The following is a 19,371-nucleotide window of genomic DNA, read 5'->3' as shown; positions in this document are numbered from 1 at the left end:
TCACCCTCACGGGTGTGAAACATGATCGACTCCGCGGGTTGACGACGATGGTCTTGCCCCGCCCGTCGGACGGGCTTACGTTCGTGCCTCTACGGCCCGCGTCTACGGGCGTAGAGGCTCTCTGACGTCCCGTCGAAGGAGCAGCTCATGGTCGACGTCGTACGCGCAGCTCTGGTCCAGGCGACCTGGACCGGCGACACCCAATCCATGATCGACAAACACGAGACACACGCTCGCGAGGCCGCACGCCAAGGCGCGAAGATCATCGGCTTCCAGGAGGTCTTCAACGCGCCGTACTTCTGCCAGGTGCAGGAGCCGGAGCACTACCGGTGGGCCGAGCCCGTGCCGGACGGGCCGACCGTCGCACGGATGAAGGATCTCGCCCGCGAGCTGGGCATGGTGATCGTCGTTCCGGTCTTCGAAGTCGAGCAGGCCGGCTTCTACTTCAACACGGCGGCCGTGATCGACGCCGACGGGACGTACCTCGGCAAGTACCGCAAGCACCACATCCCCCAGGTCAAGGGCTTCTGGGAGAAGTACTACTTCAAGCCCGGGAACCTGGGCTGGCCCGTCTTCGACACGGCCGTCGGGAAGATCGGGGTCTACATCTGCTACGACCGGCACTTCCCCGAGGGCTGGCGCCAACTCGGCCTGGGCGGCGCCCAGCTCGTCTACAACCCCTCCGCCACCTCACGCGGTCTGTCCGCATACCTGTGGCAGCTCGAACAGCCCGCCGCCGCCGTCGCCAACGAGTACTTCATCGCCGCGATCAACCGGGTCGGGCAGGAGGAGTACGGCGACAACGACTTCTACGGGACGAGCTACTTCGTCGACCCGCGCGGCCAGTTCGTCGGCGACGTCGCCAGCGACAAGGAGGAGGAACTCGTCGTCCGCGACCTCGACTTCGGCCTCATCGAAGAAGTGCGTACCCAGTGGGCCTTCTACCGGGACCGCCGTCCCGACGCGTACGAAGGGCTGGTACAGCCGTGAAGAACCTCTACGGCCGCCACAAGGACGTGATGCCGGACTGGCTCGCGCTCTACTACGACGACCCGATCGAGATCACCCACGGCGAGGGACGCCACGTCTGGGACGCGGACGGCAACAGGTACCTCGACTTCTTCGGCGGCATCCTCACCACCATGACCGCCCACGCCCTGCCCGAGGTCACCAAGGCCGTCAGCGAGCAGGCCGGGCGGATCATCCACTCCTCGACGCTGTACCTCAACCGGCCCATGGTCGAGCTCGCCGAGCGCGTCGCCGCCCTCTCCGGCATCCCGGACGCGCGCGTGTTCTTCACGACCTCCGGCACCGAGGCCAACGACGCCGCGCTGCTGCTCGCCACCACCCACCGCCGCTCCAACCAGGTGGTGGCGCTGCGCAACAGCTACCACGGCCGCTCCTTCAGCGCGGTCGGGATCACCGGCAACCGCAGCTGGTCCCCGACCAGCCTCTCCCCGCTGCAGACGCTGTACGTGCACGGCGGTGTCCGCAGCCGCGGGCCCTTCGCCCACCTCTCCGACGCCGACTACATCGCCGCCTGCGTCGCCGACCTCGAGGACATGCTCGGACAGACCCGGGGCGGAGTGGCCGCGCTGATCGCCGAGCCGGTCCAGGGCGTCGGCGGGTTCACCTCCCCGCCCGACGGGCTGTTCGCCGCCTACCGCGAGGTGCTCCAGCGGCACGGCATCCTGTGGATCGCCGACGAGGTGCAGACCGGCTGGGGCCGCACCGGCGACCACTTCTGGGGCTGGCAGGCCCATGACCGCAGCGGCCCGCCGGACATGCTCACCTTCGCGAAGGGCATCGGCAACGGCATGTCCATCGGCGGTGTCGTCGCCCGCGCCGAGGTCATGAACGGCCTCGACGCCAACTCCATCTCGACGTTCGGCGGCTCGCCGGTCACCATGGCCGCCGGCCTCGCCAACCTCACGTATCTCCTCGAGCACGACCTCCAGGGCAACGCGCGCCGTGTCGGCGGTCTGCTCATCGAGCGGCTGCGCGCCGTCGCCGCCCAGTTGCCCGCCGTACGCGAGGTGCGCGGCCGGGGCCTGATGATCGGTATCGAGCTCGTGAGGCCCGGGACCGACGAGGCCGATCCGGCCGCGGCGACCGCCGTCCTCGAAGCCGCCCGCGAGGGCGGTCTGCTCATCGGCAAGGGCGGCGGCCACGACACCAGCGTGCTGCGCATCGCACCCCCGCTGTCGCTGACCGTCGCGGAGGCCGAGGAGGGCGCCGCGATCCTCGAACGGGCCCTGCGCGCCGCCTGATCCGACAGCCGCCCGCACGCCGCGTCCACCTGTTCGTGCACGAGAGGGAGCGCACCAGATGAGTACCCGCACCCTGATCCGCGGCGGCCTCGTCGTCACCGCGGCCGACGAGGTCCACGCCGACGTACTGATCGACGACGGCCGGATCGCCGCGCTCGCCGCCCACGGCTGCGCCGTCGCCGAGAGCTGGACCGCCGACCGCGTCATCGACGCCACCGACAAGTACGTCATCCCGGGCGGCGTCGACGCCCACACGCACATGGAGCTGCCCTTCGGCGGCACCTTCGCCTCGGACTCCTTCGAGACGGGCACCCGCGCCGCAGCCTGGGGCGGCACCACCACCATCGTCGACTTCGCCGTGCAGAGCGTCGGCCAGTCCCTGCGCGCCGGCCTCGACGCCTGGTACGCGAAGGCCGACGGCAACTGCGCGATCGACTACGCCTTCCACATGATCCTCTCCGATGTGAACGAGGGCTCCCTGAAGGAGATGGACCTGCTGGTGGAGGAGGGCGTCACCTCCTTCAAACTGTTCATGGCGTATCCCGGTGTCTTCTACAGCGACGACGGACAGATCCTGCGTGCCATGCAGCGCTCCGCGGCCAACGGCGGGCTGATCATGATGCACGCCGAGAACGGCATCGCGATCGACGTCCTCGTGGAGCAGGCGCTCGCCCGCGGCGAGACCGACCCCCGCTACCACGGCGAGGTGCGCAAGGTCCTCCTGGAGGCGGAGGCCACCCACCGCGCCATCCAGCTCGCCCGCGTCGCGGGAGCACCCCTGTACGTCGTCCACGTCTCCGCCGAGGAGGCGGTCGCCGAACTGGCCGCCGCCCGGGACATGGGACTCAACGTCTTCGGCGAGACCTGCCCGCAGTACCTGTTCCTGTCCACCGACAACCTCGCCGAACCCGGCTTCGAGGGCGCCAAGTACGTGTGCAGTACGCCGCTGCGCCCGCGCGAGCACCAGGCCGCGCTGTGGCGCGGGCTGCGGACCGACGACCTCCAGGTCGTCTCCACCGACCACTGCCCGTTCTGCTTCTCCGGCCAGAAGGAACTCGGCCGCGGCGACTTCTCCAAGATCCCCAACGGTCTGCCCGGCGTGGAGAACCGCATGGACCTGCTCCACCAGGCCGTCGTCGACGGGCGCATCAGCCGCCGCCGCTGGATCGAGATCGCCTGCGCGACCCCGGCCCGTATGTTCGGCCTCTACCCGAGGAAGGGCACCATCGCGCCGGGCGCCGACGCCGATGTCGTCGTCTACGACCCGCATGCCGAACAGACCCTGTCCGCCGAGACCCACCACATGAACGTCGACTACTCGGCCTACGAGGGCACACACGTCACCGGGCAGGTCGAGACCGTCCTCTCGCGCGGCGAAGTCGTCATCGACCGGCGGCAGTTCACCGGCCGTGCCGGGCACGGCAAGTACACGCCCCGGGGCACCTGTCAGTACCTTCACTAGGAGGCACCCCCATGGACTTCGGACTCGTCCTGCAGACCGATCCGCCGGCCTCCCAGGTCGTCGGGCTGATGCGGCGCGCCGAGCGGAACGGTTTCCGCTACGGCTACACCTTCGACTCCGCCGTGCTCTGGCAGGAGTCCTTCGTCATCTACAGCCGGATCCTGGAGCACACCCGGACGCTCACCGTGGGCCCCATGGTCACCAACCCCGCCACCCGCTCCTGGGAGGTGACCGCGTCGTCCTTCGCCACACTCAACGACATGTTCGGCAACCGGACCGTGTGCGGCATCGGCCGCGGCGACTCGGCGATGCGGGTCGCGGGGCGCAAACCCGACACGCTCGCCCGGCTCGGCGAGGCCATCGACGTCATCCGTGACCTCGCGGAGGGCCGCGAGACCCACATCGACGGCAAGCCGGTGCGCATCCCCTGGGTGCGCGACGGCAAACTCCCGGTGTGGATGGCCGCGTACGGGCCGAAGGCGCTGGCCCTGGCCGGCCAGAAGGCGGACGGGTTCATCCTGCAGCTCGCCGACCCGTTCCTGACGGAGTGGATGGTCAAGATGGTGCGCGACGCGGCCGCCACGGCGGGCCGCGACCCCGACTCCCTCACCATCTGCGTGGCGGCGCCGGCCTACGTCGGCGACGACCTGGCACACGCCCGCGACCAGTGCCGCTGGTTCGGCGGCATGGTCGGCAACCACGTCGCCGACCTGGTCGCGCGCTACGGCAGGCGCTCCGGCATCGTCCCGGACGCGCTCACCGACTACATCGAGGCTCGCAGCGGCTACGACTACGAGCACCACGGGCGCGCCGGAAACCCCCACACCGACTTCGTGCCCGACGACATCGTCGACCGGTTCTGCCTGCTCGGGCCGGTCGAGGCGCACATCGACAAGCTGCGGACGCTGCGGGACCTGGGCGTCGACCAGTTCGCGGTGTACGCGATGCACGACGCACGGGAAGCGGTCATCGACGCCTACGGAGCGGAGGTCATCCCCGCGCTCGGCTGAACCCCCGGCCCCGGCCCCCGAGCCGCAGCACGCCCCTCCCCACCGCCGTACCGGCACGGCCTCCCCGCACCCCCGCCTGCCGGTACGGAACCCGCACCCCCGCCCGCCGGTCCACCTCCTCCCACCGGCGCGGCACCCCACCCGCTCTCGGTACACGCACGGCCCACCTCCCCTCCCAGCGAACGGGCTTGCACATGACCGACACCGTCCCCTCGGATCCCAAGGCCCCGACAGTGCAGATCACCGCTCCCGACGGCCGCGTCGAACTGGTTCCCGGCGCCTACCCGTCCGACAGCCGCTTCGCCAACGACGACCTCCGCCCCATCCCGCTCTCCGAACGTCACTGGACCACGTACAACTTCGCCGCCCTGTGGGTCGGCATGGCCCACAACATCCCCTCGTGGACGCTCGCCTCCGGCCTTGTCGCGCTCGGCATGGACTGGAAGCAGGCCGTCCTCACCATCGCCCTCGCCAACGTCATCGTGCTCGGGCCGATGCTGCTCACGGGGCACGCCGGCCCCAAGTACGGCATCCCCTTCCCCGTCCTGGCCCGCGCGTCCTTCGGGCTGCGCGGCGCCAACCTGCCCGCGCTGCTCCGGGCGGCCGTGGCGTGCGGCTGGTTCGGCATCCAGACCTGGATCGGCGGCCAGGGCATCTTCGTCCTGCTCAACCAGGTCTTCGGCGGGTCGTGGGCCAAGGCCGGAGAGATCGGCGGCTACCCCTGGCCGCTGTGGGCGTGCTTCATCGCCTTCTGGGCACTGCAGCTCGCCATCATCCACCGCGGCATGGAGACACTGCGCCGCTTCGAGAACTGGGCCGCACCCTTCGTGCTCGTCGGCGCCGTGGTGCTGCTGATCTGGATCGCGAACAAGGCAGGCGGCTTCGGCTCGCTGCTCGACCAGCCGTCCAAGCTGGGGTGGGGCGCCGACTTCTGGCCCGTCTTCTTCCCGTCCCTCATGGGCATGATCGGCTTCTGGTCGACGCTGTCGCTCAACATCCCCGACTTCACCCGCTTCGGAAAGGGCCAGCGCGCCCAGGTGTGGGGCCAGACGCTCGGGCTGCCCACCACGATGACGGCGTTCGCCTTCCTCTCGGTCCTCGTCACCTCCGGTTCACAGGCGGTGTACGGGAAGCCGATCTGGGAGCCCGTCGAACTCGCGGCCAAGGCCGACAGCGTCATCGGCCTGCTGTACGCCCTCGTCACGGTCCTGGTCGCCACCATCTCCGTCAACATCGCGGCCAACGTGGTCTCCCCGGCGTACGACCTGTCGAACCTCGCCCCGAGGTTCATCAACTTCCGCAGGGGCGCCCTCATCACGGGCGTCGTCGGTGTCCTGATCTTCCCGTGGAAGCTCATCGAGACGCCCGAGCTGTACATCTTCGTCTGGCTCGGTGTGGTGGGCGGACTGCTGGGCACGGTCGCCGGGATCCTGATCGCCGACTACTGGATCGTCCGGCGGACCTCCCTGGACCTCGCCGACCTCTACCGCCCCGACGGGCGCTACTGGTACCGCCGAGGCTGGAACTGGCGCGGGGTCGTCGCCTTCGTCGTCGGAGGACTCCTCGCCGTCGGCGGCTCCCACTCCGCCCCGGGCAAGGGCCCCTTCCCGCAGGACGGACTGATTCCCGCCCTCAGGCCACTGGCGGACTACGGCTGGGCGGTGGGCCTCGCCTCGGCGCTGGTCCTGTACGCCGTGCTGGCGTCGGTGGGGAGGGGGCGGGAGCGCTGACCGCCGGGACATGAGCCCGGGCGGCCCGGGGCCGAGAGCCCGTGCCGCCCGGGAGCCCCCGGGGCGATGCCGCCCCGGCGGCTCTGCCGGAGCCCTGCGGCGGCCCATCGTCCGAAGACCGCCGGCGGACGAGCCGTTGTGCCGCTGTCCCGCCATCAGAAACGTGCGGATCCAGGGGTGTTGCCGGTATCCGTGTGCCCCGCAGGTCCTCGTTCCGGTCCGGCCCCGATCGGCTCCACGCCCGAATGGTTCTCCTCCGTACGTCTCTTTCTCGCTCCGTCCCAAGTCGTACGAAGTCCGCCCCCCAGGGGGATTCGCCCGCCCATCCCGGCACGAAATGGTCGTCCGGTCCCGCCAGTTGACCGAAAGGAACGACCGTCGTGCCGATACGACGTTGGGTGCCCCTGCTCACGATGGGGGTCACGGCGGCGCTGCTCCCGGCCCTCGCCCCGGTGCAGGCGTCCGCGGCGGAACCGCTGCAGCGCTTCGAGAACCAGAGACCCGCGTGGCACCGCTGTGACAGGTCGGCGCCCGCCGCCTTCCAGTGCGCGACGATCAACGCCCCGCTCGACTACGCCCGCCCCACCGGCAAGACGATCAAGTTGGCCGTCTCCCGTATCAAGACCGGCGTCCCCGGCAAGCGGCGCGGCGTGCTCCTCTTCAACCCCGGCGGCCCGGGCGGCGAGGGCCTGGAGATGCCCGTCATGATGAAGGAGACGCTGCCCAAGAAGGTACGGGACCAGTACGACCTCATCGGCTTCGATCCGCGCGGTGTCGGCCGCAGCAGCCCCGTCACCTGCGGCCTCACCACCAAGGAGCAGAACACCGAGCACCCCTACAAGCCCGCGACGTTCGAGCGTGACGTCGCATGGGCCCGCACCGTCGCCGACAAGTGCCGTACCAGGAACGGCGACACACTGCCCCACATCACCACCCGCAACACGGCACGCGACATGGACCTCGTCCGCGCCGTCCTGGGTGAGAAGAAGCTCTCCTACCTGGGCTTCTCGTACGGCACCTACCTCGGCGCCGTCTACACGCAGATGTTCCCGAAGCACACCGACCGCTTCGTGCTGGACAGCGCGGTCGACCCCGCCCGGGTCTGGCGCGGAATGATCCAGGTGTGGGCGGAGGGCACCGAACCGGCGTTCACCCGCTGGACGAAGTGGACCGCCCGGCACCACCGCACCTACAAACTCGGCGACACCCCGGCCGCGGTGCGCACGACCTTCTGGGACCTGGTGGCTCGGGCCGACCGCGATCCGATCGAATACGGGGGCCGGAAGTTCGACGGCGACGGCATCCGGTCCGGCCTGCGCGCCGAGTTCTTCTCCCCCGAGGACGCGGCGCGGACCGTGGTCGATCTGAAGAAGGCGGCCGAGGGTCACCCCTCCGCGCACCGCTCGCCCGCGCAGGGCGAGCGCCGCGAACCGAACCGCTTCGTGGCCGCCGGCGCCCGGCCGCCCGCCGACAACGGGACCGCCGCGTTCTGGTCCGTCGTCTGCGGCGACACCGCCGCATGGCCGCACGACCCGGAGCAGTACCGGCGTGACGCGATCCGCGACAAGGCCGCGTACCCGCTCTACGGCGACTTCGGCTCCAACATCATGCCCTGCGCGTTCTGGAACAAGCCGGCCGAGCCGGTGACCACGGTGAACAACCGTGTCGGCCTGCTCACCGTGCAGAACCAGTGGGACTCGCAGACACCGCTGACCAGCGGCCTGGGCATGCACCGCGCCCTGAAGGGCTCGCGCATGGTGTACGTCAAGGGGGGCGAGGGGCACGGCGTCTACTCCGGCGACCCGCGCGCCTGCGCCGACCGCACGGTCAACGCCTACCTGGGCACCGGACGGCTTCCGGCGCACGACGTCACCTGCACGCCGGCGGCCCACCGTGACCGCAAGGCCGTCAAGGGCATCGTCCCCACACCGCCGAACACGCCGGGCGCACCGCGCTTCTGACGCGCGTTCCCGCACCGGGGCCGGGCCGCCAGCGGCCCGGCCCCTCGTCCGTCCGCCCCTCCCCGGGAAGCGATGTGCCCGGGATCCGTAGCTCCCCTGCCGAGCCGTTCGGGTACGCCGCTCAGGTCAACTCTGTTGAAAAATAAGCTACTTGGTGCGGGAGGCGGAGAAATGGGGCCGCGCGGCGTTCGATAGCCTCCGGGTGATCGAATCGACGAGAGCTCTGGCCCGAACTCGCCAGAATCTCCCCAGGGCCGGTCCCGAGCACGGGACCGGCCGAGGCGCGCACACAGCGAGGTGAGAGCCCGTATGTTCACCACCCGCCCCACCCTCCAGGGCACCTTCGGCATGGTGTCCTCCACGCACTGGCTTGCGTCGCAGTCGGCGATGGCCGTCCTCGAAGGGGGCGGCAACGCCTTCGACGCCGCAGTCGCCGCCGGCTTTGTACTGCACGTCGTCGAGCCCCATCTCAACGGCCCCGCGGGCGAAGTGCCGATCATCCTCGCTCCGGCCGGCGGCGACGTGCGGGTGCTGTGCGGGCAGGGTGTCGCCCCCGCCGGGGCCACCGTCGCGCACTACCGGGCGCTCGGCCTCGACCTGGTGCCCGGCGCGGGCCCGCTCGCCGCCGCCGTACCGGGCGCCTTCGACGCGTGGATGCTGCTGCTGCGCGACCACGGCACCAAGTCCCTCGCCGAGATCCTGTCGTACGCCATCGGGTACGCGGAGGACGGGCATCCGCCCGTGGAGCGCATGGGCGAGACCGTCGAGGCCGTACGGGAACTCTTCGAGACGGAGTGGACCTCGTCCGCCGACGTCTATCTGCCCGGAGGCCGCTCCCCACGCGCGGGAGAGCTCTTCCGCAACCCCGCGCTCGCCGCGACCTGGCGGCGACTGATCGCCGAGGCCACCGACGCGGGCGGCACGGACCGGGTCGCCCAGATCGAGGCCGCCCGGAAGATCTGGAGCGAGGGCTTCATCGCCGAGGCCCTGGTACGACAGGCCGGGCGCCCCACGATGGACACCAGCGGCCGCCGGAACACCGGCACCCTCACCGCGAAGGACCTTGCCGGATGGCGGGCCGGCTACGAGGCCCCCGTGACGTACGACTGGAACGGCTGGACCCTGTGCAAGGCGGGCGGCTGGAGCCAGGGGCCCGCCTTCCTCCAGCAGCTCGCCCTGCTCCCGCCCGAGCTGCCCGCCTACGGCTCGGCCGACTACGTCCACCTGCTCATCGAGGGCTGCAAGCTGGCGATGGCCGACCGCGAGGCCTGGTACGGCGATGCGGCCGACGTCCCCCTCAAGGCCCTGCTCTCACCGGAGTACAACGCCCGCCGCCGCGCCCTCGTCGGCGCCGGGGCGTCCCGGGAGCTGCGCCCCGGCAGCCCGGACGGCCGTGCGCCGAAGCTCTCCGCACACGCGGACGCGGTGGCCTCCGGGGACGCCCCGTTCGACCCGCTGGGCGTGGCCTCGGCGGGTGCGGGAGAGCCGACCATGGCGCAGCCGGCCGGCCCCGGCGTCGCCGAAACCGTGGCCGCGGACGGCACGACCCGCGGCGACACCTGCCACCTCGACGTCGTCGACCGCTGGGGCAACATGGTCGCCGCGACCCCCAGCGGCGGCTGGCTCCAGTCCAACCCGGTCGTGCCCGAGCTGGGTTTCCCGCTCGGCTCCCGGCTGCAGATGACCTGGCTCGACGAGGACCTGCCGAACACGCTGACCCCGGGCTGCCGCCCGCGCACCACGCTCACGCCGTCGCTCGCGCTGCGCGACGGAGTCCCCGTCATGGCCTTCGGCACGCCCGGAGGCGACCAGCAGGACCAGTGGCAGCTCCACTTCTTCCTGTCCGTGGCCCTGCGTCCGCGGGTGCGCGGGGGACTCGACCTCCAGGGCGCCGTCGACGCGCCCAACTGGCACAACGACAGCTTCCCCAGCTCCTTCCACCCGCGCGGGATGCGCCCGGGCAGCGTCACCGTCGAGTCCCGCATGGACCCGGCCGTCGTGGACGAGCTGCGCCGTCGCGGCCATGACGTCACCTTGGCCGGGCCGTGGTCCGAGGGCAGGCTCTGCGCCGTCGTACGGGACCCGGAGACGGGCATGCTGTCGGCGGCGGCGAACCCCCGGGGGATGCAGGGGTACGCGGTCGGGCGCTGAGGCGACGGCGGGCCCGGGCGTGCCGGGCGGTGACCGGCCGGTGTGCGACCGGCTCGGCCCACCGCCCGGACGCGGACCGCCCGGTCCGCCACCGCCCGGAGGTGCACCGACCGGACGCGTACCTTCCGGCTCAGCACCGTCCGGACGCGGACCGCGCGGTTCGGCACCGCTTCCGGTGCGTCGGCGCTGAGGGCGGAAGTGACCGGAATGTCATGATCAGTCGCATCCATCCTTCATCCGTATTCCATCCGTGGTTCACCCGGCCGGCATGGATTGTCAGAGGCGCGTGCTCTCATGGGGGCATGATCGATGAGTTTCTCGCCCATGGCCTGACCGATGTGGAGGAGGCGGTCCGCAAGGCGGCCGCCACCGAAGTCATGCCCCGCTTCCGGCAGCTCGCCGCGCACGAGATCGTCGAGAAGAACGGCCCGCACGACCTGGTGACGGTGGCCGACCGGCTCGCCGAGGAGCACCTGACCGCATCCCTCACCGCGATCCTGCCCGGCTCGGTCGTCGTCGGCGAGGAGGCGGTCCACGCCGACCCGTCGACGTACGAGGCGCTGCGCGGCGACGCCCCGGTGTGGATCGTCGACCCGGTGGACGGCACCCGTCAGTTCGTCCACGGCGACCCGGGGTTCTGCATGCTCGTCGCGCTGGCACGGCGTGGCGAACTGCTGGCGTCCTGGACCTACGCGCCGGCGCTCGACGAGCTGGCCGTGGCGGTGCGCGGCCGCGGCGCCGTGCTCGACGACGCGCCTCTCGTCGCGGGCTCGCCCCGGCCCGGCGAGGCGCTGCAAGTCGCCACCTCCCACCCGGACTTCACCACGCCGCAGGAGAAGCGTGCCCTGCTCGGCCTGCGCGCCGACGACGTTCGCGCACGCCCCTGCGGGTCGGCCGGACTCGAATATCTCGCCATCGCCAAGGGCGAGTTGGACGCCGTGGCGTTCTCCTGGGAGAACGCCTGGGACCACGCTGCCGGACTGCTGCTGGTGGCCGAGGCGGGCGGTGCGCACGCCACGCTCTCGGGCGAGCCGTTCCGGATCGAAGGCGGCAACGCACTGCCGTTCACGGCGGCCCGCGACCGGGCCACGGTGGACCGGGTGCTCGAGCTGCTGCGCACCGAGGGCTGACCGCGCGGGCACGGGCCGGTTTCCCGTCCCGCGCAGGACGTGCGGGAGCCCGTCATGACCGGGAGGGCGCGGCTTCTCGCCGCACGGCGCCGGGGTTCTCCGCGGCGCGCGGCGCAGGGGCTGCTCCTACCCGGGGCGCACCGCCCGCTTGTGCCCGGCGCGCGCGGCCCGCTCGTACCCGGGGCTCGCGGCGAAGGACCTGCCCGGTGCACCCCACCCCCGGCATATCCTTGAGCGGCATGGCCGTCGGCTGACAAAGGAGTCCGAAGGTGCCGTCGATGCTGGATGCCGCCGTCGTGGGTGCGGGGCCGAACGGACTGACCGCTGCTGTGGAACTGGCACGGCGCGGCTTCTCGGTGGCCGTCTTCGAGGCCCGCGACGGCGTCGGCGGGGGAGCCCGCACCGAAGAGCTCACGCTCCCCGGCTTCCGCCACGACCCGTGCTCCGCGGCGCATCCGCTCGGCGTCAACTCGCCCGCGTTCAGGGCGATGCCGCTGGAGCGGTACGGCCTGCAGTGGCTGCACCCGTCCCTGCCCATGGCCCATCCCTTCCCCGACGGCACCGCGGCGGTGCTGTCGCGGTCCGTCGCCGAGACCGCGGCCTCCTTCGGCTCGCGCGACGCCGGCGCCTACCGCAGGCTCGTCACCCCGTTCCTCGCCCGCTGGGACACCCTCGTCCACGACTTCATGTCGCTGCCGCTGACCACGCTGCCCCGCGACCCGGTCACCCTCGCCCGCTTCGGACTCGCCGGCCTCCCGCCGTCGACGTGGCTGATGCGCCGGTTCCACGACGACCGCGCCAGGACGCTCTTCGCCGGACTCGTGGGCCATGTCATGGCCCCGCTCGACGGCCTCGCCACCGGCGCCGTCGGACTGGTCTTCGCGCTCGCCGCGCACGCCCGGGGCTGGCCCGTGGCCCGCGGCGGTTCCCAGGCCATCTCCGACGCCCTCGCCGCGTATCTGAAGGACCTCGGCGGAGCCCTGTACACCGACTACGAGGTCAAACGCCTCGACGACCTGCCGCCCGCGCGGGCCTATGTCTTCGACACCTCGCCGACCGCGCTCGCCCGGATCGCCGGCCTGGGCAGGACCTACGAGCGGTACCGGTACGGAGCGGGCGTCTTCAAGATCGACTACGCGCTCGACGGCCCCGTTCCGTGGACCGCCGAGGAGGCCCGCCGTGCCGGAACCGTGCAGGTCGCCGCGGACACCCGGGAGATCGCGACCGCGCTGCGTGCCGCCTCGCGCGAGCACCGCGCTCCCGAGCGGCCGTTCCTGATCACCGTGCAGCCCGGGGTCGTCGACCCGTCCCGCGCGCCCGACGGCAAGCAGGCCTTCTGGGCGTACGGCCATGTGCCCCACGGCTGGGACGGGAACCTCACCGACGCGATCGAACGGCAGCTGGAGCGCTTCGCGCCCGGATTCCGCGACCGCGTTCTCGCCCGTGCCACCGCGGGCCCGCCCGAGCTCGCCGCCCGCAACCCCAACTACGTGGGAGGCGACATCGGGACCGGCGCCGCCGACGGACTGCAACTGCTCCTGCGCCCCCGCATCACGCCCTTCCCGTACCGGACCCCGCACCCCGCCGTGTTCATCTGCTCGTCGGCGACACCGCCGGGCCCGGGCGTGCACGGCATGTCCGGGCACAACGCGGCGAAGGCCGTGTGGCGCCAACTGCGCCGGGCCGGCTGAACGGCCTGCCCGACCCGCCGACCGCGCACGGGCGCACCTACGGATGTCGGAAACGTGCCGCCGGGCGCGTCCGCCCGGCGAAGTGATCCGGTTCGGCACGCGTACGGCGCGCTCCGGCGGACCGGCGCCCTTGGCTTCGTACGATGGCGTCCATGACCGCGATCACCCTCGTCCAGGGCGACATCACCGAGCAGTCCGTCGACGCGATCGTCAACGCCGCGAACTCCTCGCTGCTCGGCGGCGGAGGCGTCGACGGCGCCATCCACCGGCGCGGCGGGCCCGCGATCCTCGAGGAGTGCCGCCGACTGCGGGCCGGCCACTACGGCAAGGGGCTGCCCACCGGGCAGGCGGTCGCCACCACGGCCGGAGACCTGGACGCCCGGTGGGTCGTCCACACCGTGGGGCCCGTCTGGTCGGCCACCGAGGACCGGTCCGAGCTGCTCGCCTCCTGCTACCGGGAATCCCTGCGTGTGGCCGCCGAGCTCGGCGCACGCACAGTCGCCTTCCCCGCCGTCTCCACCGGCATCTACGGCTGGCCCATCGAGGACGGCGCCCGCATCGCCGTACGCACCGTGCTCGACACGGCCGACCCCTCGATCGAGGACGTGCGCTTCGTGCTCTTCGACCAGCGAGCCTACGTGGCCTTCGAGGCGGCCCTCGCCGAGGAGGGCTGAGGGACCGCGAGGAGCGGGCCGCGCCGTTCCGAAACTCCGAAGGCCCGCGCCGTGGACGTCGCGGTGCCGTCGCGTACGAGTCATCGACGCTCTGCGCAGCGTGAATACGCAATGACGAGTCTTGCGCCGCCCATGCCGTCACCCCTATAAGGATCCCTGCAGACATAGGTGGGGATGGACGGACATGGCAGCAGGCCACCGACCAGGGGGGATCCTCCGCTCCGCCGGTATCAGCACCGCTGTACCCACACCGACGGAGACCTGAGGACATGACCGACAACGCCTACCGCGATGCAATGACCCGCCTTGCCGTCGACCCGGCCTTCAGAGCCGAGCTCGACGGGGACGTCGAGGAGGTGTCACGAAGACTCGGCCTGGCGCCCGAGCAGGTCGTCGAACTGCGGCGGCTCCGCGTCGAGTCAGGTCCCACCGACCGGCCCTCCACCCTCGACGCTCGGCTGTCCAAGTCCTCCCTCTTCTTCGGCAGCGCGGCGCACGCGCTGGGACACCACGACGTTCCGGCCGACCACGTCTCCACCGACCACGTCTCCACCGACCACGTCTCCACCGACCACGTCTCCACCGACCATGTCTCCGTCGACCACGCATCGCACGAGACGGGCGGCGGCGCGGCGGGCGGCGACACCCACGGGCACGACGCGGCGGACGTCGCCCGCCCCGGCGACGAGCAGGCAGCGGCCGGTGGCTTCGAGGTGCCGTCGACGGCGGCCCACAGCCTGCTCGGCGGCGCACTCGCCCACGGGACCCCGGTCGGCGGCGACTCCGGATTCGGCGACTTCGGCTCGTTCGGAGACACGGACGCCCCCATCGGGGGCGAAGGACACGACACCGCGGGGATCGCGGGTGGTCATGTCGGAGGTACCGACGGCGGGTTCGACGGCACGGGGGCCGGGACCGGGACCGGGGCCGGGGCCGGTGACTTCGGAGGCTTCGGAGGCTTCGGAGGCGATGCCGGGGACGGCTTCGGCGACGGTGACGGCGGCTTCGGCGGTCATGCCGGGGGCGGCGAGGGCGGGTTCGGGGCCGGAGGCGCGGGCGGCTTCGGTGGCGGTGACGGCGGGCCGGGCGGCTTCGGCGGCGGTGACGGCATGCCGGGCGGCTTCGGCGGTGGCCACGACGGTGGTTTCGGCGGTGAAGGCGGCGGCGACGCAGGTCACTTCGGGCACGGCGGCATCTACGAGCGCGGAGAAGGCGGCGACGGCGGCGGGGGCGGCGACGGCGGCGGGGGCGGTGGCGGCGAGGGAGACGGCGGCAGCGGCGGGGGTGGCGGCGACCAGGAGAACACCGGCCGTCGGCCCGGCGGTGGCGAGGGCGGCGGCGGTGGCGGCGAAGGAGGAGGCGGCGAAGGAGGAGGCGGCGGAGGCGAGGGCGGCGGAGGCGGCGGTGACGAGGGCTCGGGCCACGGCCACGGCGGCGGGTCCTCCGGCGGCGAGGGCGGCGGCCATGGTGGCGGCGAGGGCGGCGGTGACGGCGGTGGCGGTGAGGAGGGCTCGGGTCACGGTCACGGAGGCGGCGAACCCGGCGGCGGTGGCGAAGGGGGCGGCAGCGGCGGCAGCGGCGGCGGCGACCAGGAGAACACCGGCCGCCGGCCCGGCGGTGGCGGCGAGCCCGGCGGTGGCGGTGAAGGCGACGGCGGTGGCGGCAGCCAGGAGAACACCGGGCGGCGCCCCGGTGGCGGCGGCGAGCCCGGCGGCGGTGAGGGCGGCGGCCGCGGAGGCGTCCTCGGCTCCGAGAGCGTACGCGGCGGTACGACGGCGCCCGGCGCCGGCGGCATCAGCACCCACCTGTCGCCCTCCGGCCCCGGCGCCGCCACCCACGACGGCTTCTCCGGCGGCACGTTCACCAGCGGTTCCGGAGCGGGCTGAGCCGGATGCTGTGCCATGTCTGTCGCGTTCACGTACGGCGCGACTTCCCGTACTGCCTGCACTGCGGCACGCTCCGCCGCGGCGCGGAACCGACGTCGTTCGCCGCGCCGCAACTGCGCGGCCTCGATGACCCCGCACTGCTCGTACCGCTGACCGGCCCGGTGACGACGCTGGGCCGGGGCGCGGACAACGACGTCGTCCTGTCCGACGGCAGTGTGTCGCGCCGCCACGCCCGTGTCGTACGCACCGAGGCCGGGTTCCGGATCGAGGATCTGGACTCCTTCAACGGAACGGCCGTCGGCGGCGTGGACCTGCACGGCGGCGCGGCGCACCTCGCCGACGGGGCCGAGCTGTCCGTCGGGGACGTCCGGATGGTCTTCGAGCAGCCCCGCGATGCCCGGGTCGGCTCGCGCACCGTGGTCGTCGGCACCCAGCTCACCCAACTGCCCGCCGCCCGGGCCGAGGAGGCGCCCGAGGCGACCGGACCGCTCACCGCGCGGCCCCGCCGCCGTTCCGGGTGGGCGCTCAAGCAGATACCCACCGACCGCGGGGAGCCCGTGTGGGTGCTGAGCAACACCCGGACGGGGGTGTACCTCCAGCTGGACGAGCGCGAGGTCTTCCTGTGGCAGGCCGTCGACGGCGAGAACACGGTGCGGGACCTGCTGTTCGCCTACGCGGACCGGTTCGGGGAGCTCGCGCTGCCACGGATCGAGGCCGCGCTGACGGCGTTCGCGGACGCGGGACTGCTGCGCGGCCTGCCAGGCCGGCACGACGCGGAGGACACCCACGGCTGGCGCCGGGCCTGGCGGAGGCTGTACCGGGCCCTGCTGAGACTCGAGGTGTCCGTACCGGGCATCGACCGGGCCGTGACCCGCCTGTACGGGGCGTTCGGCTGGCGGTTCTTCACCAGGACCGGGGTGACGCTGGTCTGGCTGTCGGTCGTCGCCGGCCTCGTCGCGTTCTTCACCGCGCAGCGCCGGCAGCACCTGCTGGACTTCGGCGGGGCCGGTGCCTGGGGCCCCCTGGCAGTGGCCGCCGGGTACGTATCGGCCCTCGTGGTGCACGAACTGACGCATGCGCTGGCCGTGAAGTCCTACGGTCGCAAGGTCCGGCGCGGCGGATTCATGCTCATGATGGGGATGCCCTTCGCGTTCGTGGACACGAGCGACATGTGGTTCGGCTCGCGTCGGTCGCGGGTCGTGGTGGCGCTGTCCGGGCCGCTCTCGACGGCGGCCCTGGCCGGCTGGTGCGCCCTGGGGGCCGCCCGTCTGCCGGCCGGTCCGGTCTCGGCCGTGCTCTTCCACCTGGCCTTCGGGCTGTATCTGAACACGCTGTACAACTTCAACCCCCTGATGCCGCTGGACGGTTACCAGGCGCTGACCGACGCGCTGCGCGTACCGCGGCTGCGCGAAGAGGCGAGCGCCTACTTCCGCACGGGGCTCTGGCGGGACCTGCGTGCGGGCCGCAGGCCGGGACCGCGGCAGGCGGGCATGGCCGTCTACGGCCTCGCCGTCGTCATCGGTACGTACGGCTTCCTGGTTCTCGCCCTGCTGGCCTGGCGTTCCCGGATGGGGGAGCTGCTGCACGGACGGGTGGACCCGCCGTGGGACCGCGTGATCGTGGCCGTGGTGGTCGGCCTGGTGGCGTTCCCGGTGTGGGCGGCGCCGGTGCGCCGGCTGGCACGTCTGGTCAAGCGGCGCCGCCGGACCCCGGGCGGCTCGGTGGGTCCGGTGCCCGGCGCTGCCGTGGAAGGTGCGGCGTGACGGGCGCTGCACACGGCCCCGGCGGCACGGGCGCCGGTGCTCGCCGCGACGGCGACTGGACCGTGCCGGGCTGTGTTGCCGTCCGCACTCTCGGCGAAGGCGCCGGGGGCCGTGTCGTTCTCGCCCGGCACACGGCGACGGGCGTACCCGTGGCGGTCAAGTACCTGAGCGAACGGCTCCGCGGCGACCGGGAGTTCCTGGCCCGCTTCCGGGCCGAGGCGCGGCTGCTGGGCGACCTGCGGCACCCGTGCGTGGTGCGGTTGTACGAGTACGTCGAGGCGCGCAGCGGCGCCGCGATCGTCATGGAGGCGGTGGACGGGGTCAGCCTCCGCGAGCTGCTCCGCGCGCACGGGACGACCGGCCCCGAGGCCGCTCTCGTCCTGCTGAAGGGGTCGCTGCTGGGCCTCGGCGCGGCCCATTCGGCCGGGGTGGTCCATCGAGACTACAAGCCGGAGAACGTGCTGGTCCGTGCCGACGGTTCGAGCGCGCTCGCCGACTTCGGCATCGCCGTACGCGCGGGCCGGGAGACGGAGGCGGCGGGCACTCCCGCCTACATGGCGCCCGAGCAGTGGCGGGGCGAGCCCGCGGGACCGGCGAGCGACGTGTACGCGGCGGCGGCCGTGTTCTTCGAATGCCTGACCGGGCGGCGGCCGTTCGGCGGTGACGACATCACGGCGTTGCGCCTGCAGCACCTGCGGGCGTCCGTGGAGCTGGACGACGTACCCGGTCCGGTACGCGGGCTGCTGCGCAAGGGCCTGGCCAAGGAGCCCGCGGACCGGCCGGGGATCGAGGCGTTCCTCGCCGACCTCGAGAGGCACGCCGCCGAGGGGTACGGCACCGGCTGGGAGGAGCGCGGACGCCGACGGCTCGGCGAACTCGCCACTCTGCTCGCCCTGTTGTTCCCGTTCGCCACCACGACGGCGGTCAGTGGCGCGGCCCGGGCCCTGACCGTGCTGGGCCGGCTCAGGCGCGGCGGATGGAAGGCGGCGGCCGGGGCGGCAGCGCTGGCCGTGGTCGCCGGCGCGGTGACGTCGGCGACGGCCCGTCCGCACGACACGTCGACGACGGTGGCCAGTTCCGTCCCGTCGGGCTCCACCGGCTCCGCCGACCCGTCCGGTCCTTCTTCCCCCTCGCCGTCAGTGACGTCGGACGCGAGCACGCCGACGGCCGACGGTTCACCGCCCGGCACCGCCTCGGAGGACCCGACGCCGACCGCGCCGTCGACCGCCCCGGCCGGGGGCGGCACACCGTCCACGGCGGCGCCCTCCACGACGGGCGGACCGCCGGCCCCGCCGACGCCGGGCACGGTCACGATCGCCATCGACTCGTGGCACCGCGGACCGCGCCCCAGCACACTGATCGCCGACGTCACGGTGCACACCACCGGCACCGGACCGCTGACGCTCACGGCGGACTACTACGTCGACACCCCCGACCAGTCCTACGGCTCCCAGGTGCAGCCGTTGTCGGGCAGCACGCGGTACTCCGTGAGCTTCGAGGCCGACTTCTCCAACCACCCTTGCAGGGGTACGTGGAACGTCGCGCTCACCAGCAGTCCGGAGGCCGTGAACGGATCGCAGACGGCCTCCGTCGACGCGCCGCCGTGCTGACGGTCGCGACCGTCCCGGCGTCCGTACGGCCCA

At 72.7% G+C, this 19,371-nt stretch carries 13 protein-coding genes; all 13 read left to right on the top strand.

Going from position 1 to position 19,371, the window contains the following annotated elements:
* Positions 1-147: 147 nt before the first annotated feature.
* The 13 genes from ACWCP6_RS14315 to ACWCP6_RS14255 all read left to right on the top strand — a co-directional run bounded on the left by ACWCP6_RS14315 (position 148) and on the right by ACWCP6_RS14255 (position 19,338).
* A complete protein-coding gene (locus ACWCP6_RS14315; protein WP_450932705.1) occupies positions 148-990 on the top strand; it encodes a nitrilase-related carbon-nitrogen hydrolase in 843 nt (280 codons plus the stop codon).
* On the top strand, positions 987-2,270 hold the full coding sequence (locus ACWCP6_RS14310) for an aspartate aminotransferase family protein (protein ID WP_450932704.1): 1,284 nt from the start codon (positions 987-989) through the stop codon (positions 2,268-2,270). Before ACWCP6_RS14315 ends, ACWCP6_RS14310 begins: the two co-directional genes overlap by 4 nt.
* Before the next feature lie 58 nt (positions 2,271-2,328).
* Complete coding sequence (gene hydA / locus ACWCP6_RS14305) at positions 2,329-3,732, top strand: dihydropyrimidinase (protein WP_450932703.1); 1,404 nt, start codon at positions 2,329-2,331, stop codon at positions 3,730-3,732.
* Positions 3,733-3,743: 11 nt separating this feature from the next.
* Entirely contained in the window at positions 3,744-4,742 is a 999-nt protein-coding gene (locus ACWCP6_RS14300; RefSeq protein WP_450932702.1) for a TIGR03842 family LLM class F420-dependent oxidoreductase, read from the top strand.
* A 194-nt stretch (positions 4,743-4,936) separates the two neighbouring features.
* Positions 4,937-6,472 carry an NCS1 family nucleobase:cation symporter-1 gene (locus ACWCP6_RS14295; protein WP_450932701.1) on the top strand — a complete coding sequence of 512 codons (1,536 nt, stop codon included), beginning with the start codon at positions 4,937-4,939 and terminating at the stop codon, positions 6,470-6,472.
* Positions 6,473-6,852: 380 nt separating this feature from the next.
* Entirely contained in the window at positions 6,853-8,433 is a 1,581-nt protein-coding gene (locus tag ACWCP6_RS14290; protein ID WP_450932700.1) for an alpha/beta fold hydrolase, read from the top strand.
* 309 nt (positions 8,434-8,742) lie between these two features.
* On the top strand, positions 8,743-10,584 hold the full coding sequence (locus ACWCP6_RS14285; RefSeq protein WP_450932699.1) for a gamma-glutamyltransferase family protein: 1,842 nt from the start codon (positions 8,743-8,745) through the stop codon (positions 10,582-10,584).
* 302 nt (positions 10,585-10,886) lie between these two features.
* Entirely contained in the window at positions 10,887-11,714 is an 828-nt protein-coding gene (locus ACWCP6_RS14280) for an inositol monophosphatase family protein (protein WP_450932698.1), read from the top strand.
* A gap of 278 nt (positions 11,715-11,992) precedes the next feature.
* Positions 11,993-13,405, top strand: coding sequence for a phytoene desaturase family protein (locus ACWCP6_RS14275; RefSeq protein ID WP_450932697.1), 1,413 nt, complete (start codon positions 11,993-11,995; stop codon positions 13,403-13,405).
* Between the two features lie 152 nt (positions 13,406-13,557).
* The gene (locus tag ACWCP6_RS14270) at positions 13,558-14,079 is read left to right on the top strand and encodes an O-acetyl-ADP-ribose deacetylase (protein WP_450932696.1); all 522 of its coding nucleotides are present in this window, start codon (positions 13,558-13,560) and stop codon (positions 14,077-14,079) included.
* A gap of 269 nt (positions 14,080-14,348) precedes the next feature.
* A complete protein-coding gene (locus ACWCP6_RS14265) occupies positions 14,349-15,965 on the top strand; it encodes a hypothetical protein (protein WP_450932695.1) in 1,617 nt (538 codons plus the stop codon).
* A 5-nt stretch (positions 15,966-15,970) separates the two neighbouring features.
* Positions 15,971-17,728: an FHA domain-containing protein gene (locus ACWCP6_RS14260; protein WP_450932694.1), complete on the top strand. Its 1,758-nt coding sequence runs from the start codon at positions 15,971-15,973 to the stop codon at positions 17,726-17,728.
* The gene (locus ACWCP6_RS14255) at positions 17,725-19,338 is read left to right on the top strand and encodes a protein kinase domain-containing protein (protein ID WP_450932693.1); all 1,614 of its coding nucleotides are present in this window, start codon (positions 17,725-17,727) and stop codon (positions 19,336-19,338) included. The genes ACWCP6_RS14260 and ACWCP6_RS14255 overlap by 4 nt, the downstream gene beginning before the upstream one ends.
* Positions 19,339-19,371: the final 33 nt, after the last annotated feature.

It is taken from the genome of Streptomyces sp. NPDC002004 (assembly GCF_053593975.1).
This window is presented reverse-complemented; position numbering and strand designations above follow the sequence as displayed.

What these genes read in the sequence shown, in the direction of transcription:
- ACWCP6_RS14270 (WP_450932696.1), top strand. Translation starts at nt 13,558, where the DNA reads ATGACCGCGATCACCCTCGTCCAGGGCGACATCACCGAGCAGTCCGTC.
- ACWCP6_RS14315 (WP_450932705.1), top strand. Translation starts at nt 148, where the DNA reads ATGGTCGACGTCGTACGCGCAGCTCTGGTCCAGGCGACCTGGACCGGC.
- hydA (WP_450932703.1), top strand. Translation starts at nt 2,329, where the DNA reads ATGAGTACCCGCACCCTGATCCGCGGCGGCCTCGTCGTCACCGCGGCC.
- ACWCP6_RS14265 (WP_450932695.1), top strand. Translation starts at nt 14,349, where the DNA reads ATGACCGACAACGCCTACCGCGATGCAATGACCCGCCTTGCCGTCGAC.
- ACWCP6_RS14275 (WP_450932697.1), top strand. Translation starts at nt 11,993, where the DNA reads ATGCTGGATGCCGCCGTCGTGGGTGCGGGGCCGAACGGACTGACCGCT.
- ACWCP6_RS14300 (WP_450932702.1), top strand. Translation starts at nt 3,744, where the DNA reads ATGGACTTCGGACTCGTCCTGCAGACCGATCCGCCGGCCTCCCAGGTC.
- ACWCP6_RS14280 (WP_450932698.1), top strand. Translation starts at nt 10,887, where the DNA reads ATGATCGATGAGTTTCTCGCCCATGGCCTGACCGATGTGGAGGAGGCG.
- ACWCP6_RS14285 (WP_450932699.1), top strand. Translation starts at nt 8,743, where the DNA reads ATGTTCACCACCCGCCCCACCCTCCAGGGCACCTTCGGCATGGTGTCC.
- ACWCP6_RS14260 (WP_450932694.1), top strand. Translation starts at nt 15,971, where the DNA reads ATGCTGTGCCATGTCTGTCGCGTTCACGTACGGCGCGACTTCCCGTAC.
- ACWCP6_RS14295 (WP_450932701.1), top strand. Translation starts at nt 4,937, where the DNA reads ATGACCGACACCGTCCCCTCGGATCCCAAGGCCCCGACAGTGCAGATC.